22 protein-coding genes are annotated in these 24,608 nt (G+C 71.7%); 7 read left to right on the forward strand and 15 right to left on the reverse strand.

From position 1 onward, the window contains the following. Position 1: 1 nt before the first annotated feature. From rodA to HHL10_RS14845, 5 genes are all read right to left on the reverse strand, one after another. Positions 2-1,162 (reverse strand): rod shape-determining protein RodA, encoded by a 1,161-nt coding sequence (rodA, locus tag HHL10_RS14825; protein WP_169161156.1) that lies wholly within the window; start codon positions 1,160-1,162, stop codon positions 2-4. Then, positions 1,159-3,186 carry a penicillin-binding protein 2 gene (mrdA, locus tag HHL10_RS14830; protein WP_169161157.1) on the reverse strand — a complete coding sequence of 676 codons (2,028 nt, stop codon included), beginning with the start codon at positions 3,184-3,186 and terminating at the stop codon, positions 1,159-1,161. Before mrdA ends, rodA begins: the two co-directional genes overlap by 4 nt. Positions 3,187-3,302: 116 nt before the next feature. Beyond that, a complete protein-coding gene (gene mreD / locus HHL10_RS14835; protein ID WP_169161158.1) occupies positions 3,303-3,824 on the reverse strand; it encodes a rod shape-determining protein MreD in 522 nt (173 codons plus the stop codon). Next, positions 3,821-4,771 carry a rod shape-determining protein MreC gene (mreC, locus tag HHL10_RS14840; protein ID WP_169161159.1) on the reverse strand — a complete coding sequence of 317 codons (951 nt, stop codon included), beginning with the start codon at positions 4,769-4,771 and terminating at the stop codon, positions 3,821-3,823. Before mreC ends, mreD begins: the two co-directional genes overlap by 4 nt. A 47-nt stretch (positions 4,772-4,818) precedes the next feature. Beyond that, positions 4,819-5,862, reverse strand: coding sequence for a rod shape-determining protein (locus HHL10_RS14845; RefSeq protein ID WP_028996921.1), 1,044 nt, complete (start codon positions 5,860-5,862; stop codon positions 4,819-4,821). A gap of 382 nt (positions 5,863-6,244) precedes the next feature. On the opposite strand from HHL10_RS14845, the gene gatC reads away from it, so the two are divergent. Genes gatC through gatB form a run of 3 tightly spaced genes read left to right on the forward strand, consistent with a single transcriptional unit; the run spans position 6,245 to position 9,491 of the window. Then, on the forward strand, positions 6,245-6,544 hold the full coding sequence (gene gatC, locus HHL10_RS14850; RefSeq protein WP_169161160.1) for an Asp-tRNA(Asn)/Glu-tRNA(Gln) amidotransferase subunit GatC: 300 nt from the start codon (positions 6,245-6,247) through the stop codon (positions 6,542-6,544). Beyond that, complete coding sequence (gene gatA / locus HHL10_RS14855; protein ID WP_169161161.1) at positions 6,541-8,031, forward strand: Asp-tRNA(Asn)/Glu-tRNA(Gln) amidotransferase subunit GatA; 1,491 nt, start codon at positions 6,541-6,543, stop codon at positions 8,029-8,031. The genes gatC and gatA overlap by 4 nt, the downstream gene beginning before the upstream one ends. Before the next feature lie 8 nt (positions 8,032-8,039). Continuing rightward, entirely contained in the window at positions 8,040-9,491 is a 1,452-nt protein-coding gene (gene gatB / locus HHL10_RS14860) for an Asp-tRNA(Asn)/Glu-tRNA(Gln) amidotransferase subunit GatB (RefSeq protein ID WP_169161162.1), read from the forward strand. A gap of 49 nt (positions 9,492-9,540) precedes the next feature. On the opposite strand, the gene pyrE is transcribed toward gatB, so the two are convergent. Further along, positions 9,541-10,221: an orotate phosphoribosyltransferase gene (gene pyrE, locus HHL10_RS14865; RefSeq protein ID WP_169161163.1), complete on the reverse strand. Its 681-nt coding sequence runs from the start codon at positions 10,219-10,221 to the stop codon at positions 9,541-9,543. Between the two features lie 18 nt (positions 10,222-10,239). Between pyrE and HHL10_RS14870 the strand changes: the two genes are divergently transcribed. Then, positions 10,240-11,040: an exodeoxyribonuclease III gene (locus tag HHL10_RS14870; RefSeq protein ID WP_169161164.1), complete on the forward strand. Its 801-nt coding sequence runs from the start codon at positions 10,240-10,242 to the stop codon at positions 11,038-11,040. Between the two features lie 162 nt (positions 11,041-11,202). Here HHL10_RS14870 and HHL10_RS14875 read toward each other — a convergent pair whose 3' ends face one another. Both HHL10_RS14875 and HHL10_RS14880 read right to left on the reverse strand, forming a co-directional pair. After that, positions 11,203-11,880 carry an alpha/beta hydrolase gene (locus HHL10_RS14875; protein WP_169161165.1) on the reverse strand — a complete coding sequence of 226 codons (678 nt, stop codon included), beginning with the start codon at positions 11,878-11,880 and terminating at the stop codon, positions 11,203-11,205. Between the two features lie 2 nt (positions 11,881-11,882). Further along, a complete protein-coding gene (locus HHL10_RS14880; protein WP_169161166.1) occupies positions 11,883-13,079 on the reverse strand; it encodes a DUF1615 domain-containing protein in 1,197 nt (398 codons plus the stop codon). Between the two features lie 56 nt (positions 13,080-13,135). Here HHL10_RS14880 and HHL10_RS14885 point away from each other — a divergent pair, with 56 nt between their 5' ends. After that, complete coding sequence (locus HHL10_RS14885; protein WP_169161167.1) at positions 13,136-13,774, forward strand: MBL fold metallo-hydrolase; 639 nt, start codon at positions 13,136-13,138, stop codon at positions 13,772-13,774. A 23-nt stretch (positions 13,775-13,797) separates the two neighbouring features. Here the strand turns inward: HHL10_RS14885 and HHL10_RS14890 are convergent, their stop codons facing one another. The 4 genes from HHL10_RS14890 to HHL10_RS14905 all read right to left on the reverse strand — a co-directional run bounded on the left by HHL10_RS14890 (position 13,798) and on the right by HHL10_RS14905 (position 17,850). Next, positions 13,798-14,733, reverse strand: a complete 936-nt coding sequence (locus HHL10_RS14890) for a M48 family metallopeptidase (RefSeq protein ID WP_169161168.1) — start codon at positions 14,731-14,733, stop codon at positions 13,798-13,800. A gap of 127 nt (positions 14,734-14,860) precedes the next feature. Next, positions 14,861-16,465, reverse strand: a complete 1,605-nt coding sequence (locus tag HHL10_RS14895) for an AmpG family muropeptide MFS transporter (protein ID WP_169161169.1) — start codon at positions 16,463-16,465, stop codon at positions 14,861-14,863. A gap of 53 nt (positions 16,466-16,518) precedes the next feature. Then, positions 16,519-17,304, reverse strand: a complete 786-nt coding sequence (locus HHL10_RS14900; protein ID WP_169161170.1) for an anti-sigma factor family protein — start codon at positions 17,302-17,304, stop codon at positions 16,519-16,521. Between the two features lie 15 nt (positions 17,305-17,319). Further along, positions 17,320-17,850: an RNA polymerase sigma factor gene (locus HHL10_RS14905; protein ID WP_310734601.1), complete on the reverse strand. Its 531-nt coding sequence runs from the start codon at positions 17,848-17,850 to the stop codon at positions 17,320-17,322. Positions 17,851-17,966: 116 nt separating this feature from the next. On the opposite strand from HHL10_RS14905, the gene trxC reads away from it, so the two are divergent. Continuing rightward, positions 17,967-18,401 (forward strand): thioredoxin TrxC, encoded by a 435-nt coding sequence (trxC, locus tag HHL10_RS14910; RefSeq protein ID WP_169161171.1) that lies wholly within the window; start codon positions 17,967-17,969, stop codon positions 18,399-18,401. A gap of 86 nt (positions 18,402-18,487) precedes the next feature. Here the strand turns inward: trxC and HHL10_RS14915 are convergent, their stop codons facing one another. Then, positions 18,488-20,032, reverse strand: a complete 1,545-nt coding sequence (locus HHL10_RS14915) for a PAS domain-containing sensor histidine kinase (protein WP_310734602.1) — start codon at positions 20,030-20,032, stop codon at positions 18,488-18,490. Positions 20,033-20,159: 127 nt separating this feature from the next. On the opposite strand from HHL10_RS14915, the gene HHL10_RS14920 reads away from it, so the two are divergent. Further along, on the forward strand, positions 20,160-21,446 hold the full coding sequence (locus HHL10_RS14920) for a solute carrier family 23 protein (RefSeq protein WP_169161173.1): 1,287 nt from the start codon (positions 20,160-20,162) through the stop codon (positions 21,444-21,446). A gap of 15 nt (positions 21,447-21,461) precedes the next feature. On the opposite strand, the gene HHL10_RS14925 is transcribed toward HHL10_RS14920, so the two are convergent. Together HHL10_RS14925 and pyrF are read right to left on the reverse strand one after the other, a co-directional pair. Then, positions 21,462-23,630 carry a hybrid sensor histidine kinase/response regulator gene (locus HHL10_RS14925; protein ID WP_169161174.1) on the reverse strand — a complete coding sequence of 723 codons (2,169 nt, stop codon included), beginning with the start codon at positions 23,628-23,630 and terminating at the stop codon, positions 21,462-21,464. A 22-nt stretch (positions 23,631-23,652) separates the two neighbouring features. After that, a complete protein-coding gene (gene pyrF / locus HHL10_RS14930; RefSeq protein ID WP_169161175.1) occupies positions 23,653-24,474 on the reverse strand; it encodes an orotidine-5'-phosphate decarboxylase in 822 nt (273 codons plus the stop codon). Positions 24,475-24,608: the final 134 nt, after the last annotated feature.

The raw sequence follows: 24,608 nt of genomic DNA on the forward strand, positions 1-24,608 counted from the left end.
CTCAGGACTGCATCAGCCGCCGGCTGCGCGCGATCGACATCAGGATGCCCAGGCTCAGCCCGAGCATGACCATGGCGGTGCCGCCGTAGCTGATGAAGGGCAGCGGCACGCCCACCACGGGCAGGATGCCGCTGACCATGCCCATGTTGACGAAGGCGTAGGTGAAGAAGCTCATCGAGATCGCCCCCGCCAGCAGCCGCGCGAAGGTGGTGGGCGCCTCGGCGGCGATGAACAGCCCGCGCACGATCAGGAAGGTGAAGCCCAGCAGCAGGCTCACTGTGCCGATCAGCCCGAACTCCTCGGAGAAGGCGGCGAACACGAAGTCGGTGGTGCGCTCGGGAATGAACTCCAGGTGCGTCTGCGTGCCCTTCATGAAGCCCTTGCCGCCGATGCCGCCGGAGCCGATGGCGATCATGCCCTGGATGGTGTGGAAGCCCTTGCCCAACGGGTCCTTGCTCGGGTCCAGCAGCGTGCACACGCGCTCCTGCTGGTAACCGTGCAGCAGCACCCAGTCCACGCCGGGCTGGCAGATCCTGTCCTCGCTGGCGATCAGCGCCGTGATGGCCACGGCGCCCACCACCAACACCGGCAGGATCAGCCGCCAGCTCAATCCGGCGAAGAAGATCACGTACAGCCCCGCCGAGAAGATCAGCAGCGCCGTGCCCAGGTCGGGCTGCTTGGCCACCAGCAGGAAGGGCAGCAGCAGCAGCCCGGCGCCGATGAGGAAGTCGCTGCGCCGCGCCTGCCCTTCACGGCGGTGGAACCACCAGGCCAGCATCAGCGGCGTGGCGATCTTGAGCAGTTCGCTGGGCTGGATCACCACGCCCACGTTGAGCCAGCGCGTGGCGCCCTTCTTGGTGATGCCGAACAGCAGCGTGGCCACCAGCAGCACCACGCCCACGGTGTAGAGCGGCACGGCCAGCTGCATCAGCCGCTGCGGCGGCACCTGCGCCACCAGGAACAGCACGCCCACGGCCAGCAGCATGTTGCGGCCGTGGTCCACGAAGCGCGTGCCGTGGTCGAAGCCCACGGAATACATGGTGACGAGCCCGCCCGCGGCCAGCAGCAGCACGGCCAGCATCAGCCACAGGTCGAAGCCCGAGAGCACCGGGCGCAGCCGCTGCCACAGCGTCGGCCGCACCAGCACGGCTGCGCTGCTCATCGCCGCACCTCCGTGGCCGTGCCCTGCGCCACGCTCTGCGGCGCCGAGGCCGGCACGGCGCCGGCCTGCGCCTCGGCGCCGGGCAGCGGGATGTCCTCGGCGCGGCGCGGCGCGCCGATGGGCGCCACGCTCTGGCCGCGGCGCGTGGCGGCGATGTCGTCCTCGCTGGGATAGTTGCCCAGCAGCCAGTAGTCGAAGACGCGCCGCGCGATGGGCGCGGCCGCGGCGGCGCCGAAGCCCGCGTTCTCCACGATCACCGCCAGCGCGATGGTGGGGGCCTCCAGCGGCGCGAAGGCCAGGTACAGCGAGTGGTCGCGCTGGTGCTCGGCCAGCCGCGCGGCGTTGTAGCGCTCGTTCTGGCGCACCGTCACGGCCTGCGCCGTGCCGGTCTTGCCGCCGCTCTTGTACGGGGCGCCGGCGAAGACCCGGGTCGAGGTGCCCTCCTGCGTCACGCCGTACATGGCGCGCTTGATGATCTCCACATGCTCGGGCTTGAGCGCCAGCGGCGGCAGCGCCTGGTGCTCGACCGGGCGCTTCTGGTGCGAGACCACGTCCTGCACCTCGCGCACCAGGTGCGGCGCCGGGCGCTGGCCGCCGGAGAGCAGCGTGGACATGGCGTTGGCGACCTGCAGCATGGTGAAGTTGTTGTAGCCCTGGCCGATGCCCAGCGAGATGGTTTCGCCGGCGAACCACTTCTTCTGCTCGGGGCGCTTGTAGGTGCGGCGCTTCCACTCGGTGCTGGGCAGGATGCCGGTGGCCTCGCCCTGGATGTCGATGCCCGTGCGCCGCCCGAAGCCGAAGGGCTCGAGCTGGTCGTGCATGAGGTCCACGCCCATCTCGTTGGCCAGCGAGTAGTAGTAGACGTTGCTCGACATCACGATGGAGCGGTGCATGTCCACCGGCCCCAGCCCGTGGTCGCCGTGGCTGCGGAAGGTGTGGTTGCCGAACTGGAAGCTGCCGTTGTCGTAGATCACCTGGCTGGCGTTGCGCTTGCCGGTGGTCAGCGCGGCCATGGCCATGAAGGGCTTGAAGGTCGAGCCCGGCGGGTAGGTGCCGCGCAGCGCGCGGTTGAGCAGCGGCTTGTCGATGGACTCGTTGAGCTCGCGCCAGTTGTCGACGTCGATGCCGTCCACGAACAGGTTGGGGTCGAAGGTGGGCTTGCTCACGAAGGCCAGCACCTCGCCGTTGCGCGGGTCCATCGCCACCAGCGCGCCGCGGCGCTCGCCGAACAGCTCCTCCACCATGGCCTGCAGCTTGATGTCCACCGACAGCACCACCGTGTTGCCCGGCGTGGGCGGGTGCGTGCGCAGCCGCCGCACGGCGCGCCCGCCGGCGCTGGTCTCGACCTCCTCGAAGCCGGTGGTGCCGTGCAGCACCGTCTCGTAGCTCTGCTCGATGCCGAGCTTGCCGATGTAGTCGGTGCCGCGGTAGTTGGCCTGCAGGTCCTCGTCCCAGTCCTCCATGGCCTTTTTCTCGGCCTGGTTGATGCGGCCCATGTAGCCGATGAGGTGGCTGCCGATCTCGCCCAGCGGGTATTGGCGGAACAGCCGCGCCTTGACCTCCACGCCGGGGAAGCGGAAGCGCTGCGCCGTGAAGCGCGCCACTTCCGCGTCGGTCAGGCGGTTGCGCAGCGGCATCGACTCGAAGCTCTTGCCCTCCTCCAGCAGCCGCTTGAAGCGGCGGCGGTCGCGCGGCGTGATCTCCACCAGCTGCGAGAGCTCGTCGATGGTGTGCTCCAGCGACTTTTCGAGCTTGGAGGGCGTGAGCTCCAGCGTGTAGGCCGAGTAGTTGGTGGCCAGCACCACGCCGTTGCGGTCCAGGATCAGCCCGCGGTTGGGCACCGAGGGCAGCACGGCGATGCGGTTGGCCTCGGCGCGCGCCGACAGCTTCTCGTGCTGCACCACCTGCAGGTAGAACAGCCGCGCGCCCACCAGGCTGAAGCCCAGCAGCACGAAGGCCGCCGCGGCCAGCACCCGGCTGCGGAAGCGGTGCAGTTCGCGCTCGACGTTGCGGAGTTCGGTCACGCTGTTGGAGGGGGCCGGAAGTTGCGGGGGCGCACTGTGCGCGAGACGCGGCGGTCGTGCAGGTGCGGGGGCATTGCGGGAAGCGGGCGACGGTCGGCGCGCGACGGGAGCAGCGGCTACAGGGGCCGGTTCTCGTCCGGATCGGGCGCACGGCGCTGCGGCGCCAGCAGCAGCCAGGAGGCCAGCGGCCACAGCAGCGTCTCGAACAGCGGCGCCAGCAGCAGGCTCCAGCCCGGGAACATGCCGCCGGCCAGCAGCCGCACCACCAGCGACACCAGGTGCGCGCCCAGGAACAGCGGCGCGATCTGCAGCGCCTGCTCCAGCACGCTGAACCAGCGCAGCCGCCGGTGCACGGTGATGGCGAAGTACGACAGCAGCGAGTACGCCAGCGCGTGCTGGCCCAGCAGCGCGCCGTGGTGCACGTCCATCACCAGCCCGCCCATGAAGGCCACGCCCACGCCGATGCGCCGCGGCTGATGCACGTTCCAGAACACCAGCACCAGCGCCAGCAGGTCGGGCATGGCGGGCTGGCGCCCCAGCGGCAGCAGGTTGATGCCCAGCGCCACCACCAGCGCGAACCAGATGAAGATCGGATTGGCCGGCAGCAGCAGCTGGTCCGAGCCGCGCGGCATGATCATCGCCGTCCTCCGCCGCCCGCCGGTGCCGAGGCCGGCGCGGAAGCCGAGGCCGAGGCCGACAGCGGCAAGTCGGGCAGGCCCTCGGGGCGCGGCGGCAGCTGGCGCTCCATGGGCTCCAGCACCAGCACGTGGTGCACGCCGTCCATGCGCGCCGCGGTCTTGAGCGTCACGCGCGCGAAGCCGCCCTCGGCCTGGCGGTCGATGCGCTCCACGCTGGCCACGGCCAGCCCGGGCGGGTACACGCCGTCCAGGCCGGAGGTGAGGATGGGGTCGCCGACCTGCACGTCGGAGTTGGCGGCCATGAAGCGCAGCTCCAGCGCGTCGTTGACGCCGCCGAAGGCCGCGCCGCGCTGCTGCGTGCGGCCGTTGATCACGGGAATGGCGGCGTCCTTGTCGCTGAGCAGCGTGACCTCGGCCGACAGCGGGTACAGCCGCGTCACCTGGCCCAGCACGCCCTGCTCGTTGACCACCGGCGCGCCCAGCGCCACGCCCTGCTTGGCGCCGCGGTCGATGATGAGCTTGCGCGTGTAGAGGTCACTCGCCTGCCACAGCACCTCGGCGGCCAGCGAGCGCGCCGTGATGCCGGGGCGCAGCTCCAGCAGCGCGCGCAGCTGCGCGTTCTCGGTTTCGAGCTGGCGCGTGCGCGCGGCCTGCAGCGACTGCTGGGCCAGCCGCGCCAGGGCGTCCTGCTCGGCCGCGCGCGCGGTCTTGAGGCCCTGCAGGTAGACGTAGCCCTCTTCGACCAGCGTCACCGGCACCAGCAGCGTGCGCTCGACCGGCAGCAGCGCCGTGGCCAGCACGGCGCGCAGCGGCTGCACCAGCGCGAAGCGGGTGTCGGCCACCATCAGGAACAGGGCCAGCGCCGAGAAGAACAGCAGCTTCGTCCGCGCCGAAGGGCCCTGCCGGAAGAACGGCGGCGGGGTCCGGTCCAGAGTGCCCAGAGCCATGGCGCGTACTGCGGAGCAGCGGTTCGGCGCGCGGCGCGTGCGCGGGCTTACTCGGAGGTGAAGATGCTGCCCAGGCGCTCCATGCGCTCCAGCGCCATGCCGCAGCCGCGCACCACGCAGGTCAGCGGGTCCTCGGCCACCAGCACGGGCAGCCCGGTTTCCTCGGCCAGCAGCCGGTCGAGGTCGCGCAGCAGCGCGCCGCCGCCGGTGAGCATCATGCCGCGCTCGGCGATGTCGGCGCCCAGCTCCGGCGGGGTCTGCTCCAGCGCGTTCTTGACGCTGGAGACGATGTTGTTGAGCGGGTCGGTGAGCGCTTCCAGGATCTCGTTGGAGCTGATCGTGAAGCTGCGCGGCACGCCCTCGCTGAGGTTGCGGCCCTTGACCTCGATCTCCTTGACCTCGGAGCCGGGAAAGGCGCTGCCGATGTTCTTCTTGATCATCTCGGCGGTGGGCTCGCCGATGAGCATGCCGTAGTTGCGGCGGATGTAGTTGATGATGGCCTCATCGAACTTGTCGCCGCCCACGCGCACGCTGCCCTTGTAGACCATGCCGCCCAGCGAGATCACGCCCACCTCGGTCGTGCCGCCGCCGATGTCCACCACCATCGAGCCCGAGGCCTCCGACACCGGCAGCCCGGCGCCGATGGCGGCGGCCATGGGCTCCTCGATCAGGTAGACCTCGGAAGCCCCCGCGCCCAGCGCGGACTCGCGGATGGCGCGGCGCTCGACCTGGGTGGAACCGCAGGGCACGCAGATGATGATGCGCGGGCTGGGCTTGAGCACCGAGCGCGGATGCACCATCTTGATGAACTGCTTGAGCATCTGCTCGGTGACGGTGAAGTCGGCGATCACGCCGTCCTTCATCGGGCGGATGGCGTCGATGTTGCCGGGCACCTTGCCCAGCATCGCCTTGGCCTCGGCGCCCACGGCCTGGATGGTCTTCTTGCCGTTGGGGCCGCCCTCGTGGCGGATCGCCACCACGGAGGGCTCGTCGAGCACGATGCCCTTGTCGCGGACGTAGATCAGGGTGTTGGCGGTCCCGAGGTCGATGGCCAGATCGGTCGAGAAGTAGCGCCGGAAGGTTTCAAACATGGTGAAGGGTCAGCGTCTGCAGGGTTCGATCGCAAGGGCGGGCGCGTAAGGGGTCCTGACTGCGGAAAGCGCCGGTCTGCGGCGATCGAACGCCGTAATCGTCATCGAGGCTGCGGGGTTGAGCGGCTTGGAGCCGCGGCGCAGGGGGCTTGCGAGCCACCGATCCTGCGCGACCAAAAATTCGTCCTGCACAAAAAACCCGCCGGCGCGGCCTGCGCTTGAGGGCCTGGTCCACTGCATCGACACCGCGTCGATCGCAACCGGATTTCGCCGCCGCGCCAGCCACCCCGGTGGGTCCTGGGTAACGGGCGATAATACCCGATCCCCCTGGGCCGCCGCGGCGCGGCGGACCTGCAAAAGCCCGAACCCGAGCACTATTGCCATGGCCCTCAGCCCCACGGACGTGAGCCGCATCGCCCACCTCGCCCGCCTCGAATTGCAGCCCGAGGAACAGGCCGCGATGCTCCAGCAGCTCAACGGTTTCTTCTCCATCGTCGAGCAGATGCGCGCGGTCGATACCAGCGGCGTCGAACCGCTCTACACCCCCCTGTCCGCCCTCTCGGAAGTGCAGCTGCGACTGCGCGAGGACCGGGTCACGGAACAGGATCAGCGCGCACTCAACCAGCGCAGCGCCCCCGCCGTCGAGGACGGCCTTTTCCTCGTGCCGCAGGTGATCGAATGAGCTCTCCATTGCACGAGCTGGGCGTGGCCGCGCTGTCGCGCGCCCTGGCCGACAAGCAAGTTTCCAGCGCCGAAGTCACGCAACACCTGCTTGCACGGGTTGCGGATCATCAACAGCTCGGGGCCTTCGTGCATGTCGATGCCGACGCCGCCCTGGCCGCCGCGCAGGCCGCCGATGCGCGCCGCGCCGCCGGCGATGCCTCCGCGCTGACCGGCGTGCCGATCGCGCACAAGGACATCTTCGTCACCGCGGGCGCGCCGACCACCGCGGGCTCGAAGATGCTCAAGGGCTACCAGAGCCCCTTCGACGCCACCGTGGTGGCCAGGCTGTCGCAGGCCGGCATGGTGAGCCTGGGCAAGCTCAACTGCGACGAGTTCGCCATGGGCTCGGCCAACGAGAACTCGGCCTGGGGCCCGGCGCTCAACCCGTGGGACCGCGCGCGCGTGCCCGGCGGCAGCTCCGGCGGCTCGGCCACGGCCGTGGCGGCGCGGTTGTTGCCGGCCGCGACCGGCACCGACACCGGCGGCTCGATCCGCCAGCCCGCCAGCTTCACCGGCATCACCGGCATCAAGCCCACCTACGGCCGCTGCTCGCGCTACGGGATGATCGCCTTCGCCTCCAGCCTGGACCAGGCCGGCCCGATGGCGCGCTCGGCCGAGGACTGCGCGCTGCTGCTGTCGGCCATGAGCGGCTTCGACGAGCGCGACGCCACCAGCGCCGAGCGCCCCGCCGAGGACTTCCATCGGCAGATGCTTGAGCAACGGGCGGGCGCCACGGCGGCCAAGCCGCTGCAAGGGCTGCGCATCGGCCTGCCCAAGGAGTTCTTCCCGGACGCGCTGGCGGCCGACGTCAACGGCGCCGTGCGCGGCGCGCTGGCCGAGCTGGAGAAGCTGGGCGCGACGCTGGTGGAAGTGAGCCTGCCGCGCACCGAGCTTTCCATTCCCGTGTACTACATCATCGCCCCGGCCGAGGCGAGCTCGAACCTGCAGCGCTACGACGGCGTGCGCTACGGCCACCGCGCCGAGCAGTACGGCGACCTGATCGACATGTACAAGAAGACGCGCGCGCAGGGCTTCGGCGCCGAGGTCAAGCGCCGCATCATGATCGGCACCTACGTGCTCTCGCACGGCTACTACGACGCCTACTACCTGCAGGCGCAGAAGCTGCGCCGCATGATCGCCGACGACTTCCAGCGCTGCTTCCAGGACTGCGACCTCATCGCCGGCCCGGTCGCCCCGAGCGTGGCCTGGCAGCTCGGCGCCAAGAGCGACGACCCGGTGGCGGCGTATCTCGCCGACATCTTCACCCTGCCCGCCAGCCTGGCCGGATTGCCGGGCATGAGCATCCCGGCCGGCTTCGGCGAGGCGCGGATGCCCGTGGGGCTGCAACTCATTGGCAACTACTTCGCCGAAGGCCAGCTGCTGCACACCGCCCACGCCTTCCAGCAGGCCACCGACCACCACCTGCGCGCGCCCGCCGGCTTCTGAAGACATCCATGAGCACGCCCCAACTCATCCGCGGCTACGAGGTCGTCATCGGCCTGGAGACGCATGCCCAGCTCTCCACCGCCAGCAAGATCTTCAGCGGCGCCTCCACCGCTTTCGGCGCCGCGCCCAACACCCAGGCCAGCCCCGTGGACCTGGCGCTGCCGGGCACGCTGCCGGTGCCCAACCGCGGCGCCGTGGAACGCGCCATCCGCTTCGGCCTGGCCGTGGGCGCCAAGGTGGCGCGGCAGTCCATCTTCGCGCGCAAGAACTACTTCTATCCGGACCTGCCCAAGGGCTACCAGATCAGCCAGTACGAGATCCCCGTCGTGCAGGGCGGCGTGATCGAGTTCCTGGTCGGCGAGCAGAAGAAGCGCGTCAACCTCACGCGTGCGCACCTGGAGGAGGACGCGGGAAAAAGCCTGCACGAGGACTACCACGGCCTCACCGGCATCGACCTCAACCGCGCCGGCACGCCGCTGCTGGAGATCGTGTCCGAGCCCGAGATGCGCTCCAGCGCCGAGGCCGTGGGCTACGCCCGCGCGCTGCACGCGCTGGTGGTGTGGCTGGGCATCTGCGACGGCAACATGCAGGAAGGCTCCTTTCGCTGCGACGCCAACGTCTCGGTGCGCAAGCCCGGCGCGCCCTTCGGCACGCGGCGCGAGATCAAGAACCTCAACTCCTTCCGCTTCCTGCAGCAGGCCATCGACTACGAGGTGCAGTGGCAGATCGAGCAGATCGAGGACGGTCTGTCCATCGAGCAGGCCACCGTGCTGTTCGACCCGGACAGCGGCGAGACGCGCGCCATGCGCAGCAAGGAAGACGCGCACGACTACCGCTACTTCCCCGACCCGGATCTGCCGCCGCTGGTGATCGCGCCGGAGTGGGTGGAGCGCGTCAAGGCCGAGATGCCGGAGCTGCCCGCCGCCATGGCCGAGCGCTTCCAGGCCCAGGACGGGCTGCCCGCCTATGACGCCGGCATGGTCACGCAGAGCCTCGCTTTCGCCGCCTACTACGAGGCGGCGCGCGACGCCTGCAGGCAGCCCAAGCTGGTGGCCAACTGGCTGATGGGCGAGTTCTCCAAGCGGCTCAACGCCGAAGGGCGCGGCATCGAGGAGGCGCCCGTGGCGCCGGCGACGCTGGGCGCGCTCATCACGCGCATCAGCGACGGCACCATCTCCAACAACGGCGCGCGGCAGGTGTTCGACGCGCTGTGGTCCGGCGAGGGGTCCGACGTCGATGCGCTGATCGAGGCCAAGGGCCTGAAGCAGATGAGCGACACCGGCGCGCTGGAAGCCATCGTGGAGCAGGTGCTGGCCGCCAACGAGAAGTCCGTGGCCGAGTTCCGCGCCGGCAAGGACAAGGCCTTCAACGCCCTGGTCGGCCAGGTCATGAAGGCCAGCAAGGGCAAGGCCAACCCGGCGCTGGCGGGCGAGCTGCTGAAGAAGAGGCTGCAGGGCTGATAACTCTCCCCTGCAATGGAAACGGCCCGCGGTGAGCGGGCCGTTTTGTTTACACCCCGTAGCGCGCCCGGTACGCCGCCACCGGCTGCTTGAACTGCGCCAGTGCCGGGTCGGCGGCGTGGTCCAGGAAGGCCATCAGGTCGGCCAGCGAGGCGATGGCCACCACCTCCAGCCCCAGCTTGTCGCGCACGTACTGCACGGCGGACCAGTCCACGTCGGCGCCGTTCTCGGTGGCCTTTTCCTGGCGGTCCAGCGCGATGGCCACGCCGCAGGGCTCGGCGCCGGCGGCGCGGATCATGGCGATGGACTCGCGCACCGAGGTGCCGGCGGAGATCACGTCGTCGATGATCAGCACCCGCCCGCGCACCGGCGCGCCCACCAGCGTGCCGCCCTCGCCGTGGTCCTTGGCTTCCTTGCGGTTGTAGGCGTAGGGCTTGTTGTGGCCCAGGCGCGCCAGCTCCACCGACACCGCCGCCGCCAGCGTGATGCCCTTGTAGGCCGGGCCGAACAGCATGTCGAAGGGCAGCCCGGAGTCCACCAAGCGGCGTGCATAGAATTCGGCCAGGCGGCCCAGCTTGGCGCCGTCGTCAAAGAGGCCGGCATTGAAGAAGTAAGGCGACAGCCGCCCGGCCTTGGTCTTGAACTCCCCGAAGCGCAGCACGCCGGCCTCGACCGAGAACTTCACGAAGTCCTCGGCCAGCGAGGCATTGGGGGAGAGATTCGTGCTCATGGAAATAGGTGTACCGCGATGGGTTTCAGGGTGGTGACGCTCAACCTCAATGGCATCCGCTCGGCGGCGACCAAGGGGTTCGAGGCATGGGCCGAAGCGGCCGGCGCGGATTTTATGGGGGTGCAGGAAGTGCGCGCCCAGGAGGCCGACGTGGTGGACCGCTTCAAGCGTGTCGCAGGTCTCGAAGGCCACTTCCATTTCGCCCAGAAGAAGGGCTACTCGGGCGTCGGGCTCTACACCAAGCGCGATCCCAGCGCCGTGATCACCGGCTTCGGCTGCGACGAGTTCGACCCGGAGGGCCGCTACGTCGAACTGCGCTTCGACAGCAGTGCGCGCAAGTTCAGCGTCATCAGCGCCTACTTCCCCAGCGGCTCCAGCGGCGAGGAGCGCCAGGCCGCCAAGTTCCGCTTCCTGGAGCGCTTCTGGCACCACCTGGCGGCGCTGCGCGCCTCGGGGCGCGAGTTCATCCTGATGGGCGACTTCAACATCGCGCACCAGGCCATCGACCTCAAGAACTGGCGCGGCAACCAGAAGAACAGCGGCTTCCTGCCCGAGGAGCGCGCCTGGTTCTCGCGCATGGTGAGCCAGGAGCTGGGGCTGGTGGACGTGTACCGCCGCCTGCACCCCGAGGCCACCGAGGACTGCTACACGTGGTGGAGCAACCGCGGCCAGGCCTGGGCCAAGAACGTGGGCTGGCGGCTGGACTACCAGGTGGCGACGCCGGAGATCGCGCACAGCGCGCACGCGGCCGCGGTTCACAAGGCGTCGCGGTTTTCGGACCACGCGCCGTTGACCATCGATTACGGCCTCTCTCTGTAAATTGCCGCGCACCGGCCGCGCATCACGGTGCCGGGTGAACAGCAATCCGGGCCAGGCCGTCGGGACGTTTTTCCTCGAACGACATTGGCGCCTCTCCCGTCACCGCATACCGCGCCCCGCTGGCATGACCGGGGGCATCCGAAGGCGGCATGCCGGCCAAGCTCAATCCGCCATCACCCCCAGCACCCACTGCCGCAGCGCCTCCAGCTCCTCCACGCTGACGCTGTGCCCGATCGGGTACTCGTGCCATTCCACCTCGTGCCCCAGCGCGCGCAGCAGCTCGCGCGTGACAGTGCCCGCGGCCATGGGCACCACCGGGTCCAGCCGGCCATGGGCCAGGAACACCGGCAGGTCGGCATTGGCGCCGTGGCGCTCAGTGGCGGTGAGATTGGCCAGCGGCAGGTAGCCCGACAGCCCCGCCACGCCCGCCAGCCGCTCCTGGCAGCGCAGGGCCGACAGCAGCGCCATGGCGCAGCCCTGCGAAAAGCCGGCCAGCAGGATGCGCCGCGCCGGCACGCCGCGCGCGCGCTCGCGCGCCACCAGCGCCAGCACCTGCTGGAGCGAGGCGCGCAGCCCGGGCTCGTCCTCGCGGCGCTGCAGCTCGGTGCCCAGCAGGTCGTACCAGGCACGCATGCGGTAGCCGCCATTGATGGTCACCGGCCGCACCGGCGCGTGCGGGAACACCCAGCGCACCGGGCCCAGGCCTGACAAATCCAGCTGCTGCGCCAGCGGCTCGAAGTCGTGGCCGTCGGCGCCCAGGCCGTGCAGCACGATCAGGCTGGCGCCGGGCTGGTCGCCGGTCTCCACTTCGATGGTCTGCAGGGTCGGCTCGGCAGGCATGGTCAAGGCTCCGGAAGTGAGGCGGTGGAAGGGGAAGAGGCGCCCGCCGGCGCGCGCGCCATGCAGCGCTGCCAGCGCTGCTGCACCCGCTCGGCGAACCATTGCGTGCTCAGCGGCCGGCTGATCTTGGGGCCCGACAGCGCGATCTTCGGCAGCACCGCCCGCGGCAGGGCGCGGCCCTGCTGGCGCTCAGCGAGTGAGAACACCTGCCGGTACAGCGCGCTGCGCTCCAGGCCGGCCTCGTTGCCCTGCTCCAGCGCGCGCCGCACCTCGGCCTCGCCCAGGCCCAGCCGGGGCGCCATCGCCAGCGCCGCGGCTTCGGTCGCGCCGCGCTGGCCGTCGCCGCGCAGCAGGTCGCCATCAGGGTCCAGCGGGATGCCGGACGCGGCGCTGAGCGCCTGTTGGAAAGCCGCATTGCGGCTGGCCCAGCGCCCGGCGTTGAAGTCGGCGAAGCGGTAGAGCGGCCGGTCGTAGGGCGCGGCGTAGTCCAGCAGGTGAGCGATGCCGAAGTAGAGGCCGCCGCGGCGGCTGAACACCGCGTCGCGCACGCCGCCGTCCAGCGGGTACGGGTAGCGCTCGGCGTGCTGTTCGGCCCAGGCCACGCTGACCTGCATCGGCCCGCCGGTGCGCACCGGGTTGAGCTTGCCGAACAGGCGCTGGCCCAGCGGCACGCGCTCGATCAGGTCCTCGAAGGTGTCGCTGAGCTGGCGCTCGGTGCGCGCCTTCTCGATGCGCTCGGCGTAGCTGCGCCCGTCGGACGAGGGCAGCTGCAGCGCCGCCGACACCAGCAGCGAGGGCACGCCGACGCGGCCGGCGCGCTCGTCGATCTCCTTGCGCGCGATGGCGCCCAGGTTCGGCACGGCCGGGTCGGCCTGGAAGCCCGATTCCTGCTCGGTGACGGCCAGCGCGGCGCAGAAGTTGTAGGCATTGGGCGGGATCTGCAACGCCGAGAAGGCGGCGTAGATGTCGGTGGCCCAGCCGGCGCGGTCGGGCAGCTGGGCGGGCAGCAGTTGCAGCAGCAGCGCGCGGCTGTCCTGCGGGCGCGGCCAGGCCGAGGCGGAGCGCTGCGACTCGTCGGCGGCACAGCCCGCCAGCAGCAGTGCCAGGCCGGCCCACAGCGCCGGACCCAGGGCGCGGCGCGGCGCCGCCGTCTGCCTCGGCAGTGAAGTTCCGGGGAATTGTTCCGCGACCGGCCTCATGACTCCTCCTGCGGCACGCGCGATGCCCGCGCGGTCGGCCCGCCACAATGGCAGCCATGCTTCGTTACCACACCATCCCCGTCACCCCGTTCCAGCAGAACTGCTCGCTGCTGTGGTGCGACCGCACCCAGGAGGCCGTCCTCATCGATCCGGGCGGCGACCTGGGCGCGCTGCGCGCCGCGGTCCAGCAGCGCAAGCTGAAGCTGGTGGCGCTCTGGCTCACGCACGCGCACATCGACCATGCCGGCGGCGCCGGACAGCTCGCGCGCGAGGAGGGGCTGCCCATCATCGGCCCGCACCAGGGCGACCAGTTCTGGATCGACGGCATGCCGCAGCAGAGCCAGATGTTCGGCTTCCCGCCGGCCGAGCACTTCACGCCCGCGCGCTGGCTGGAGGACGGCGACACGCTGACCCTGGGCGAGAGCCAGGTCGGCGTGCGCCACTGCCCCGGCCACACGCCGGGCCACGTCGTGTTCCATGCCGCTGAAATAAAACGCTGCTTCGTGGGCGACGTGCTCTTCGCCGGCAGCATCGGCCGCACCGACTTCCCCGGCGGCAACCACCAGCAGCTGCTTGACAGCATCCGCACCCGGCTGTGGCCCATGGGCGACGACACGGTGTTCATCCCCGGCCACGGGCCGGAGAGCAACTTCGGCGAGGAGCGGCGCTTCAATCCGTACGTGCGCGGCACCTGAAGCCGCGCCCGGCCGGTGCCGCGTCACCGGCTCGCGCTGCGCGCCGCCGGCGCGCCGAAGTGCTGGTTGGGTTTCGGCGCCTGGGCATACAGCGGCTGCACGCGCGGCAGCCGGGCCTGGATGTCGCGGATGCGCGTCTCGCCCGCGGGGTGGGTGGACATGAAGGCCAGCGGCTCGCCGCGGCTCACGGCCATCATCTTCTGCCACAGGCTCACGCCGGCGGCCGGGTCGTAGCCCGCGCGCGCCGCCAGCTCCATGCCGACGATGTCGGCCTCGGACTCGTCCTCGCGGCTGAACTTGAGCGTCAGCAGCTGGCTGCCCATGCCCAGCACCTGGTTGCCCAGGTTGCCGAGGCCCAGCAGCGCCGACAGCGCGCCCGCGCCCAGCTGCGTCGCGGCCGACTTGCCCATGCGCTCGCGCGCGTGCTCGCGCAGGGCATGCGCCACCTCGTGGCCCATGATGGTGGCGACCTCGTCGTCGCTGAGCTGCAGCTGCTGCAGGATGCCGTAGTAGAAGGCGATCTTGCCGCCGGGCATGCAGAAGGCGTTGAGCTCCTTGCTGCCCAGCAGGTTCACCTCCCACTTCCACTGCCGCGCGCGCGGGTTCCACTCGTCGGTGAAGGGAATGATGCGCTGCGCGATGTAGCGCAGCCGCTGCATCTGCGGATGGTTCTCCGGCGCCAGCGCCTTCTGCTGCGCGGCCTGCGACAGCATCTGGCGGTACTGCTGCGCCGCGGCGGCTTCCACCTCCTCGGCCGGCACCAACTTGGAGAAGGCCGACTCCGAGCCCACCTCCTCACGCACGCCCTGCGCCAGGGCCGGCACCAGCGCGCCGGTGAGCAGCGCCCCGGTGAAGAGCCGCCGCGACGGGTTCGCCAGGCAGCCGCCGCAGCGGCAGCCGGCATGCGCCAGCGGGGCGGAAGGGATGTCGGCATCGGTGCGGAAGGCGTCGGTGCTCATGGTCTCGGGCCGCGGATGGCGGCAGGTTTCTGGTTGGAGCTGGTCACAACGGGCACGGTGCATGCCCGGCTGACGCAGATGGGGGATTTTCGGCGGCGTCACAAGGGCCGCCGCCCGGCGAGGCGGCTCAGTCGTCGCCCGCCGGCGGGGCGTCCGGATCGACCTCCAGCGCGCGCACGCTCGCGCGCAGCGCCCACAGCATCGCCAGCGCCGGCACGGCCGCCAGCGTGGAGACGATGAAGAAGGTCGGCCAGCCGATGGACTCGGCCAGCACCCCGGCCAGCGGCCCCACCCAGACCCGGCCCACCGCCGCGAAGGCGCTCAGCAGCGCGTACTGCGTGGCCGTGAAGCGCTGGTTGCACAGGCTCATCAGGAAGGCGACGAAGGCGGCGGTGCCCATGCCGCCCGAGAGGTTCTCCAGCGCCACCACCAGCAGCAGCCCGCCATCGACCGGCGTGGGCTGGGCCAGGTGGATGAAACCCCAGTCGAAGGCCGGCACCAGCAGGCCCGGGATCACGCCCTTGCCCGACACCGCCAGCCACCAGAAGCCCAGGTTGCTGGCCATCTGCAGCAGCCCGAACAGCAGCAGCGAGCGCCACAGGCCGAGCTTCAACATCAGCGCCCCGCCCACCAGCGCGCCCAGGATGGTCAGCCACAGCCCGATGAGCTTGTTGACCACCCCCACCTCGGCCGGGCTGAAGGCCATGGCCTTGAGCAGGAAGGGCGTCAGCAGCGAGCCGGCGAAGGCGTCGCCCAGCTTGTAGAGCACGATGAAGGCCAGGAACGCGCCGGCGCCGGGCTGGCTGAAGTAGCTGCGCAGGCCCTGCAGCAGCGTCTCGAACTGCGCCTTGCGCGCCGCCCAGGCCGCCAGCGGCAGGGTGAAGGCGAGGCCCAGCATCAGCGCCAGCAGCTCGGTCCACTTCACCTGCAGCGCCGGGGCCAGCGCGCTGGCGCTCCACAGCGGCGACAACAGCAGCTGCGCCAGCGGCAAGGCCAGGCGGTCGCTGAGCAGGTAGCCCACGGCGACGGCCGCCATCACGGCCACGAAGCCGGTGACGTCGTGGCGCGCCACGGTGCGCGGCGCGGTGGCGCGCGGCAGCCGCGGCAGCAGCAGGGCCGACACGGCGGCGGCACCGAGCATCAGCATCGCCATGAGCCGGTACACCGCGGGCCAGGTGAAACCGCCGCCCTGGGCCGGGTCGGTCCAGATCAGGGCCACGCCGCCGGAGAGGATCATGGCCAGCCGGTAGCCCATGACGTTGAGCGAGGAGCCCAGGCCGCGCTCGCGCGCGGGCAGCAGGTCCGTTCTGTAGGCGTCGATGACCACGTCCTGCGAGGCGGACAGGAAGGCCACCGCCACCGCCAGCAGCGCGAAGGCGCGCGTGGCGCCCGCCGGCGGCGTGGCCGCCATGAGCAGCAGCGCGCCGGCCAGCAGCAGCTGCGTGAGCACCAGCCAGCCGCGCCGGCGGCCCAGCCCGGGCGGCTCGAAGCGGTCCATCAGCGGCGCCCACAGGAACTTGAAGGTGTAGGGCAGGCCCACCAGGCTGAGAAAGCCGATGGTGGCCAGGTCCAGCCCCTCGGCCGAGAGCCAAGCCTGCATCGCCTGGCCCGTGAGCGCCAGCGGCAGCCCTGAGGCGAAGCCCAGCAGCGTGACGGCGAGGAAGCGGTGGACGGCGGCAACGCGCTGGGCCGGCGTGCGCGCCACGGCCGCGGCGGCGGTGGAAGGTGGCATCGGGGGATTCTAGGCAGGCGCCTGCGCGCGCCCGCCGCCGGCACGGCGGCCGGCTAGCCGCCCGGCGCTGCGGGTGCCGTCTGCTGCCGGTAGATCTCGGCGGCCAGCGCCAGCAGCTGCTCGCGGGGCAGCTCGCCCACCAGCGCGTAGCCGCAGCCGCTTTCCACCCAGTAGAAGAGATTGAGCTTGCCCTCGCGCTCGAAGCGGAACGAGGCCGGGGTGTCGCCCTCGGGCTTGCGCAGGTAGACCGTGACGCGGTGCCCGCCGGCGTCCTCGTACATCAGCTGCGCGCTGGGCCCCGAGGCGTCCGGCAGCAGCCGCCCGCCGACCAGGTTGAAGCCCTGGGCCTGCAGGTTGAACAGCTTCACCGGCAGCGTGGTGCGGCGCGTGAGCCAGCGCGCCAGGTGCTCCTCGCCGGCGCGCACTTCCACCGGATGGCGCTGCTCGGGGGCGTAGACGGCATGCGCCACCACCGCGCGATGCACCCATTGCTCCTGCGCCAGCGGCGGCGGCAGCAGCTCCGGCCAGCGCGCCACCACGCCGGCACCCAGCAGCGCGCCGCCGCCCACCAGCAGCAGCACCGCCGCCGCACGGGCCCAGGGCCGCTCGCTCAGCGGACGCGGGCGCAGCAGCCGCTGCAGCCGGCCGGGCATGGGCTCGTCCAGCACCAAGTCGAAGCGCGCGCGCAGCGCGTCACGGTCGGCCGCCCACAAGCGCACCCGCTCGGCATCCTCGGGATGCTCGCGCAGCCACTGCTCCACCCGCAGGCGCTGCTCGGGATCGAGCTCGTCATCGAGCCAGGCGCTCAGCAGGTCGTCATCGATGCGGTCGGGGTCCATGGGCGTGGGGCGGTTTCAGATCACGCGCCGCAGGTGCGAACGCGCCGGAGGGGTGCCGTCGCCCAGGTGGCGGCGCAGCAGCTGGCGGGCGCGGCTGATGCGCGACATCACCGTGCCCGGCGGAATGCCCAGCACCTGCGCCGTCTCGGCATAGCTCAATTGCTCCACCACCACCAGCAGCAGCGGCGAGCGCAGCTCGGGCGTGAGCAGGCGCAGCGCCGCCAGCAGGTCCAGCCGCAACCCCAGGTCCGGCTCCGCCGCGCCGGCGTGGCGATCGAGCTCCTGCTCCAGGCGCTGCGGCTCCAGCACCGACAGCCGCGCCTCGCGCCGCAGCTGGTCGTGGTGCGCGTTGTGCGCGATGGACAGCAGCCACAGCAGCAGGTCGCGCCCCTGGTCGAACTGCTGCCAGCGCGTGAGCGCCCGCTCCAGCGTGCTCTGCACCAGGTCGTCGGCGCGCTCGCCGTCGAACACCAGCGAGCGCGCGTAGCGGCGCAGCCGCGGGATGGCGGCCAGCAGCAGCTGTCTGAAGTTGTCGGGGGCGTCCACTGCAGGGGTGTACGGACGGCGGCGGCCGATTATTCCCCCGGGTCGGGCCGGTGGCCGGCGCAGGCACGCGCGCCGGCTGGCCTTGTCAGCGGCGCCGAAGCCTCCACCATCGAGGCATGGACACTGCCGCCTTCACCCATGTCGCCTGCGCGCACTGCGCGGCCCTCAACCGCATTCCCCGCGCGCGCCTGACCGAGAACCCGGTGTGCGGCCGCTGCGGCCACGCACTGCTCGACGGCCACCCGCTGACGCTCACCGACGCCGACTTCGAGCGCGTGGTCGCGCGCACCGAGCTGCCGGTGATCGTGGACCTGTGGGCCCCCTGGTGCGGCCCCTGCCAGAGCATGGCGCCCGCCTTCGAGCAGGCCGCGCGCGAGCTCAAGGGCCGCGCGCTGCTGGTCAAGGTCGATACCGACGCCAACCCCCGCACCGCCGCGCGGTTCCAGGTGCGCAGCATCCCCACGCTGCTCAAGCTGCAGCAGGGGCGCGAGGTGGCGCGCCTGAGCGGCGCCATGCCGGCGGGGCAGATCGTGCGATGGGCGGGGGTGTAGGGGACGGGAGGTTGGCCGAGGATCGTTGCTGGGCGCCGCCTCTCAGCCTTCGGACTGCGGCAGGCGGGGCCGAATCCTCTCGCCCTTCAGGCCGCCGCCACAGCCGGCTGCTCCCGGGTCCCTTGCGCCGGGAAGTGCAAGCTGAAACAGCTCCCCTCCCCCAGCCGGCTCTTCACCTCGATGCGCGCGCCCAGCAGCTCGGCCAGCCGGGCGCTCAGGTGCAGGCCCATGCCGGTGCCCTCGGGGCGGCGGCGCGGGTCGCCCACCTGCGTGAAGGCGCCGAAGAGCTTGCCCTGGTCCGCCTCGCTGATGCCCACGCCCGTGTCGCAGACCTCGATGCGCACCTCGCCGCTGCCATTGACCAGCCCCAGGCTGACGCTGCCGCGCTCGGTGAACTTGATGGCGTTGTTGATCAGGTTGATCAGGATCTGGCGTAGCGCGCGGCGGTCCACCTGCAGCACCGGCGAGGGCTCGGACACGCCCAGCTCGAAGGCCAGCGCCTTGGCCTGCGCCAGCGGCATCAGGCTGGCGTGCACCTCGCGCAGCAGCGCGCCCACGTCCACCGGCTCGAAGTTGAGCTGCACCATGCCGGCCTGGATGCGCGCCACGTCCAGCAGGTCGTTGATCAGCGACAGCAGGTGCTCGGCGCTGCTCTTGACGATGCCCAGCTGCCGCTCCTGCTCGGCCGTGAGCTCGCCGCCCAGGCGCATGAGCAGGATGCCGGTGAAGCCGATGATGGCGTTGAGCGGCGTGCGCAGCTCGTGGCTCATGGTGGCCAGGAAGCGGTCCTTGGCTTGGTTGGCCACCTGCAGCGCGGCGTTCTTCTCCTGCAGCTCGCGCTCGAAGCGCTTGCGCTCGGTGGTGTCGCGGATCGCGCTCATCACGAACTTGCCCTCCTCGGTGTCGAGGGGGCTCAGGCTGATCTCCACCGGGAACTCCTCGCCGGCGTCGCCGTCGCCGCGCAGCCCGTAGAGCTCCAGCCCCGCGCCCATGCTGCGCAGCTGCGGCGTGCCGTGAAAGCGCGTGCGGTGCCCGATGTGGGCCTGCCGGTAGCGCTGGGGCAGCAGCGTCTCGATGGAGCTGCCGATCACCTGCTCGCGCCGCCGCGCGAACAGCCGCTCGGCCTGGCTGTTGAAGAGCACGATGCGCCCGCTGTCGTTGACGATCACGATGGCGTCGGGCACCGACTCCAGCAGGTTGCGGTAGCGCTGGCCGATCCACTGCGCGTCGCGCGCCACGCGCTGCGCCGTGACGTCGCGGTAGCTGCTCACGTAGCAGCGCACCCCGTCGGTGCCCTGCCGCGGTGCGCCGTCCTCGCGCACCGCGCGGGTGTAGAGGTCCACGTACAGCAGCCGCCCGTCCTTGTGGCAGCGCATGGCCGCGCGCGCCTGGGACTCGCCTTCGGCCAGCGCGCGCTGCCGCAGCCCGGCGTACTCGTCGGCTCGGTCCCTGGGCACCAGCAGCTGCGCCAGCGGCCGGCCCAGCGCCTCCTCGGCGCTGTAGCCGAAGGTGTGCTGCGCCATGCGGTTCCACAGCCACACCTCCCCCTGCGGCGAGGTCACCACCAGCGCCTGCGGCGACTCGTCGATCAGCAGCTGCTCCAGCCCGCTGCGGGCAATGGGGTGGTCCACAGAATTCCTTGGATTTCGGTCAAGTTGCCAATCTAGCTCAGCGGCCATGCTCCGACCGCTCGGACGCGGGGTGCGGCCCCTACACTGCCGCGCTTTTTCCCGATTTGCCCCGAGAGCTGGAGTACCGATGAGCTTTCCCTTCCGCTGGCGCCTTGTGGACGCGCCCGCGGGCGCCGTGGTGGCGCCCGACGAGCGCCTGTCCTGGCCGCAGACCGCCGCCCTGGGCGTGCAGCACGTGATCGCCATGTTCGGCGCCACGGTGCTGGCGCCGCTGCTCATGGGCTTCGACCCCAACGTCGCCATCCTCATGAGCGGCGTGGGCACGCTGGTCTTCTTCCTGCTCACCGGCGGGCGCGTGCCCAGCTACCTGGGTTCGAGCTTCGCCTTCATCGGCGTGGTCATCACCGCCACCGGCTACGCCGCCAAGGGCGCCAACCCCAACCTGGCCGTGGCGCTGGGCGGCATCGTGGCCTGCGGCGCGCTCTACACGCTGCTGGGCCTACTGGTGATGGCCGTGGGCACGCGCTGGATCGAGTCGCTGATGCCGCCGGTGGTCACCGGCGCGGTGGTGGCCGTGATCGGCCTGAACCTGGCCGCGGTGCCGGTGAAGAACATGGCGCCCACGGGCTTCGATGCCTGGATGCAAGGGCTGACCTTCGTCAGCGTGGCGCTGGTGGCGGTGTTCAGCCGCGGCATGGTGCAGCGGCTGCTGATCCTGGTGGGCCTGATCATCGCCAGCCTGCTCTACGCGCTGCTGACCAACGGCCTGGGGCTGGGCAAGCCCATCGACCTCTCGGGTGTCGCCGCCGCCCCGTGGTTCGGGCTGCCGCGCTTCGCCGCGCCGGTGTTCGACGGCCACGCCATGCTGCTGATCGCGCCGGTGGCGGTGATCCTGGTGGCGGAGAACCTGGGCCACCTCAAGGCCGTGGCCGCCATGACCGGGCGCGACATGGACCGCTACATGGGCCGCGCCTTCATCGGCGACGGCCTGGCCACCATGGTCAGCGGCAGCGCCGGCGGCACGGGCGTGACCACCTACGCCGAGAACATCGGCGTGATGGCGGCCACGCGCATCTACTCGACGGCGATGTTCGTGGTGGCGGCGCTGGTGGCGCTGGTGCTGGGCTTCAGCCCCAAGTTCGGCGCGCTGATCCAGGCCATCCCGCTGGCGGTGATGGGCGGTGTCTCCATCGTGGTGTTCGGCCTGATCGCGGTGTCGGGCGCGCGCATCTGGGTGCAGAACCGCGTGGACTTCTCCGACAACGTCAACCTGATGGTCGCGGCCATCACGCTGGTGCTGGGCACGGGCGACTTCACGCTGCGCTTCGGCGACTTCGCGCTGGGCGGCATCGGCACCGCCACCTTCGGGGCGATCGGGCTGCATGCGCTGCTGCGGCGGGGGATGCGGCGCTGAGGCGCCCCTCCTCGCTCACACCTTCAGCACCCGCTGCAGCGTCGCCAGCAGCTTGGGCGCGTCGATGGGCTTGGTCAGGAAGTCGTTCATGCCCGCGGCCAGCGCCTCGTCGCGCTCGGCGGGCAGCGCCGCGGCGGTCAGGGCGATGATGGGCAGCGCCTGGGCGTCGAAGCGCCGGCGCAGCTCGCGCGTGGCCTCGCGCCCGTTCATGCGCGGCATCTGCATGTCCATCAGCACCGCCTGGAAGGGCCGGTTCTCGCGCAGCGCCTGCTCCACCGCCTCCAGCGCCTGCACGCCGTCGGCCGCGCCCGTCACCTGCGCGCCCCACTGCTGGAGCATGGCCGTGGAGATGGTCATGTTGATGAAGTTGTCCTCCACCATCAGCACGCGCACCCCGGCCAGCGGCTGGGCCGGGGCCGCGGGCGCGGGCGCCGGCGCGGGCGGCGCCTCCACCGGCACGGCCGCGGCCGGCAGCGGCAGCTCCAGCCAGAAGCGGCTGCCCTGCCCCAACCGGCTGTCCACGCCCACCTCGCCGCCCATGAGCTGCGCCAGCTCGCGGCAGATCGACAGTCCCAGCCCCGTGCCGCCATGGCGCCGCGTGCTGGAGTCGTCGGCCTGGATGAAGGGCTGGAACAGCCGCGCCTGCATGTCCGCGTCCAGCCCCGGGCCGGTGTCCTCGACCTCGAAGCGCACGCGGCCGCCCGCCGCGGGCCGCGCGCTCAGCCGCACCGTGCCGCGCTCGGTGAACTTCAGCGCGTTGCTCAGGTAGTTGCCCAGCACCTGGCGCAGCCGCACCGGGTCGCCATGCGCGCCCTGCGGCAGTTGCGGGTCGAGGTCCAGCGTCAGCTCCAGCCCATGCGTGCGGGCGATGGCGGCGTAGCCGCGCTGCAGCCGCTGCAGCAGCGCATGCAGGTCGAAGTCCTGCGGGTGGATGTCGAGCTTGCCGGCCTCGATCTTGGAGAGGTCCAGGATGTCGGAGATCACCGCCATCAGCGTGTCGGCGCTGTCGAGCATCTGCGTCAGGTACTGCTGGCGCTTGACTTCGCCCAGGCCCGGCGTGCGCGCCAGCTGCGCCAGGCCCACCAGCGCATTGAGCGGCGTGCGCAGCTCGTGGCTGGTGTTGGCCAGGAAGGCGCTCTTGGCGCGGCTGGCGGCCTGGGCCTGGTCCAGCGCCTGCTCCAGGCGGCGGCGGGCGCGTTCGCGCTCGGCCTCGACCGCCGCGGCGGCGCGGCGCGGCACCGTCACGTCGCGGCCCACGCCCCAGTAGCCCAGGAACTGGCCGCGCGCGTCCAGGCGCGGCTCGCCGCTGATGCGCAGCCGGCGCGGCGCGTGGGGGCCGGCCTGCCAGGCCACGTCCAGCTCGCGCAGCGGGCGGCGGGCCTGCAGCTCCGCGTGCAGCGCCTGCAGCGCCGCGGCGTCGTTGCGCAGTGCCGGCAGCTCCCACAGCGGCTGGCCCCAGGGGCCGGGCAGTTCCTCGAAACGCCCGCCGCGGCGGCAGCGCAGCACGCGCGTGAGGCGGCACTGCGCATCGGTTTCCCAGTAGTAGCCGGCCGCCACGGACAGCAGCGCCGTGAAGCGCTGCGCGCGCTCCTGGCCCTGCTCCACGTACAGCCCCTGCACGCCGTGTAGCAGCCGCCCGCCCGCGGCGCCGGTGGCCAGCAGCAGCGCCTGCAGCCCGACATGCAACGCCAGCGGCTGCCCCGGATGGCCCGGCAGCCGTCCCGCCCACTCGCCCCAGGCCAGCGCGCCCAGCAGCGCGGCGGCCAGCGCGCTCACCAGCGCCGCCGTGCGCCGCGAGGCCACGGCCCCGCACAGGCAGGCCAGCAGCGCCAGAAAGGCGGTGCCCGAGCCTTGCACGCCGCGGTCCACCAGCCAGGCCAGCAGCGCGATGGGCGGCAATGCCGCCAGCGACACGCGCCGCACGGCCGCGTCCAGCGCCTCGGTGCAGCCGCGCAGCGCGTGCAGGCTCACGCCGCACAACAGCAGCAGCGCCAGCAGCAGCGCCAACAGCTGCGCGCCCGGGAGCCGCACCCCGGGCAGCGCCAGCAGCGCGGCGCAGCCGCCCGCGGTGGCGGCGGCGGTGGCGAAGAAGAAGCGCGCCACGCGCGGGCGCACGTCCTGCTGCACCTCGGGCAGCAGGCCCGGATCAGCCTGCGGGGGGGCGGGCTTCAGCGGGACCTGCATGGGCGCGACGCTCCTACGGGCTTCAGCCGCCGCGCGCGGCGTTGAGCGTGTCGCGCGTGCGCTGCGCCTCGGCGCGCGCCGCCGTGGCGAAGTCCGCGCCGGCACTGGCGTAGAGCACCGCCCGCGAGGAATTCACCATCACGGTGCCGCCCGGGCGCAGCCCGGCGCGGATGGTGGAGGCCGCATCGCCGCCCTGCGCGCCCACGCCCGGGATCAGCAGCGGCAGCGTCGGCGCGAGCTCGCGCACGCGCTCGATCTCGGCCGGGAAGGTGGCGCCCACCACCAGGCCGAGCTGGCCATGGCGGTTCCAGGCACCCTGCGCCAGGCGCGCCACGCGCTCGTACAGCAGCTCGCCGCCCTCCAGGCGCTGCGCCTGCAGGTCGCTGCCGCCGGGGTTCGAGGTGCGGCACAGCAGGATCAGCCCCTTGTCGGGATAGGCGTCCATGTAGGGCTCGATCGAGTCCAGGCCCATGAACGGCGACAGCGTCAGCGCGTCGGCCTGGTAGCGCTCGAAGGCCTCCTTGGCGTACTGCTGCGCGGTGGCGCCGATGTCGCCGCGCTTGGCGTCCAGGATCACCGGCACGCCCGGCGCCACCCGGCGGATGTGCTGGATCAGCCGCTCCAGCTGCTCCTCGGCACGGTGCGCCGCGAAGTAGGCGATCTGCGGCTTGAAGCAGCTCACCAGGTCGTGCGTGGCCTCGACGATGGCGGCGCAGAAGTCATGGATGCGCGAGGCGTCGCCCTTCCAGTCGCCCGGAAACTTCGCGGGCTCCGGGTCCAGGCCCACGCACAGCAGCGAGCCGTTGCGGGCCTCGGCGGCTTGCAGCATGTCGGTGAACTTCATGGGATCTGTGCTTTCAGCCTCGGGAAGGCGTCATGGTCGCGCGGGTGCCCACAAGGGAAATGTCGTCATGCCCGCGCAGGCGGGCATCCACGAGCACCGGGGCGCGTCCTGGGAAATGCATTGAAAAGCTCGGC

This window comes from Azohydromonas caseinilytica, assembly GCF_012927045.1.
In the GTDB taxonomy this organism is placed as follows: domain Bacteria; phylum Pseudomonadota; class Gammaproteobacteria; order Burkholderiales; family Burkholderiaceae_C; genus Azohydromonas; species Azohydromonas caseinilytica.

Excerpts from the sequence above, each read along its gene's own strand:
- gatC (WP_169161160.1), top strand. The coding sequence starts at position 6,245 with ATGGCCCTCAGCCCCACGGACGTGAGCCGCATCGCCCACCTCGCCCGC.
- HHL10_RS14925 (WP_169161174.1), bottom strand. The coding sequence starts at position 23,630 with ATGCAGGTCCCGCTGAAGCCCGCCCCCCCGCAGGCTGATCCGGGCCTG.
- pyrE (WP_169161163.1), bottom strand. The coding sequence starts at position 10,221 with ATGAGCACGAATCTCTCCCCCAATGCCTCGCTGGCCGAGGACTTCGTG.
- rodA (WP_169161156.1), bottom strand. The coding sequence starts at position 1,162 with ATGAGCAGCGCAGCCGTGCTGGTGCGGCCGACGCTGTGGCAGCGGCTG.
- HHL10_RS14870 (WP_169161164.1), top strand. The coding sequence starts at position 10,240 with ATGGGTTTCAGGGTGGTGACGCTCAACCTCAATGGCATCCGCTCGGCG.
- HHL10_RS14895 (WP_169161169.1), bottom strand. The coding sequence starts at position 16,465 with ATGCCACCTTCCACCGCCGCCGCGGCCGTGGCGCGCACGCCGGCCCAG.
- HHL10_RS14890 (WP_169161168.1), bottom strand. The coding sequence starts at position 14,733 with ATGAGCACCGACGCCTTCCGCACCGATGCCGACATCCCTTCCGCCCCG.
- HHL10_RS14875 (WP_169161165.1), bottom strand. The coding sequence starts at position 11,880 with ATGCCTGCCGAGCCGACCCTGCAGACCATCGAAGTGGAGACCGGCGAC.
- gatB (WP_169161162.1), top strand. The coding sequence starts at position 8,040 with ATGAGCACGCCCCAACTCATCCGCGGCTACGAGGTCGTCATCGGCCTG.
- HHL10_RS14880 (WP_169161166.1), bottom strand. The coding sequence starts at position 13,079 with ATGAGGCCGGTCGCGGAACAATTCCCCGGAACTTCACTGCCGAGGCAG.
- gatA (WP_169161161.1), top strand. The coding sequence starts at position 6,541 with ATGAGCTCTCCATTGCACGAGCTGGGCGTGGCCGCGCTGTCGCGCGCC.
- trxC (WP_169161171.1), top strand. The coding sequence starts at position 17,967 with ATGGACACTGCCGCCTTCACCCATGTCGCCTGCGCGCACTGCGCGGCC.
- HHL10_RS14920 (WP_169161173.1), top strand. The coding sequence starts at position 20,160 with ATGAGCTTTCCCTTCCGCTGGCGCCTTGTGGACGCGCCCGCGGGCGCC.
- mreD (WP_169161158.1), bottom strand. The coding sequence starts at position 3,824 with ATGATCATGCCGCGCGGCTCGGACCAGCTGCTGCTGCCGGCCAATCCG.
- pyrF (WP_169161175.1), bottom strand. The coding sequence starts at position 24,474 with ATGAAGTTCACCGACATGCTGCAAGCCGCCGAGGCCCGCAACGGCTCG.
- mreC (WP_169161159.1), bottom strand. The coding sequence starts at position 4,771 with ATGGCTCTGGGCACTCTGGACCGGACCCCGCCGCCGTTCTTCCGGCAG.
- HHL10_RS14845 (WP_028996921.1), bottom strand. The coding sequence starts at position 5,862 with ATGTTTGAAACCTTCCGGCGCTACTTCTCGACCGATCTGGCCATCGAC.
- HHL10_RS14900 (WP_169161170.1), bottom strand. The coding sequence starts at position 17,304 with ATGGACCCCGACCGCATCGATGACGACCTGCTGAGCGCCTGGCTCGAT.
- HHL10_RS14885 (WP_169161167.1), top strand. The coding sequence starts at position 13,136 with ATGCTTCGTTACCACACCATCCCCGTCACCCCGTTCCAGCAGAACTGC.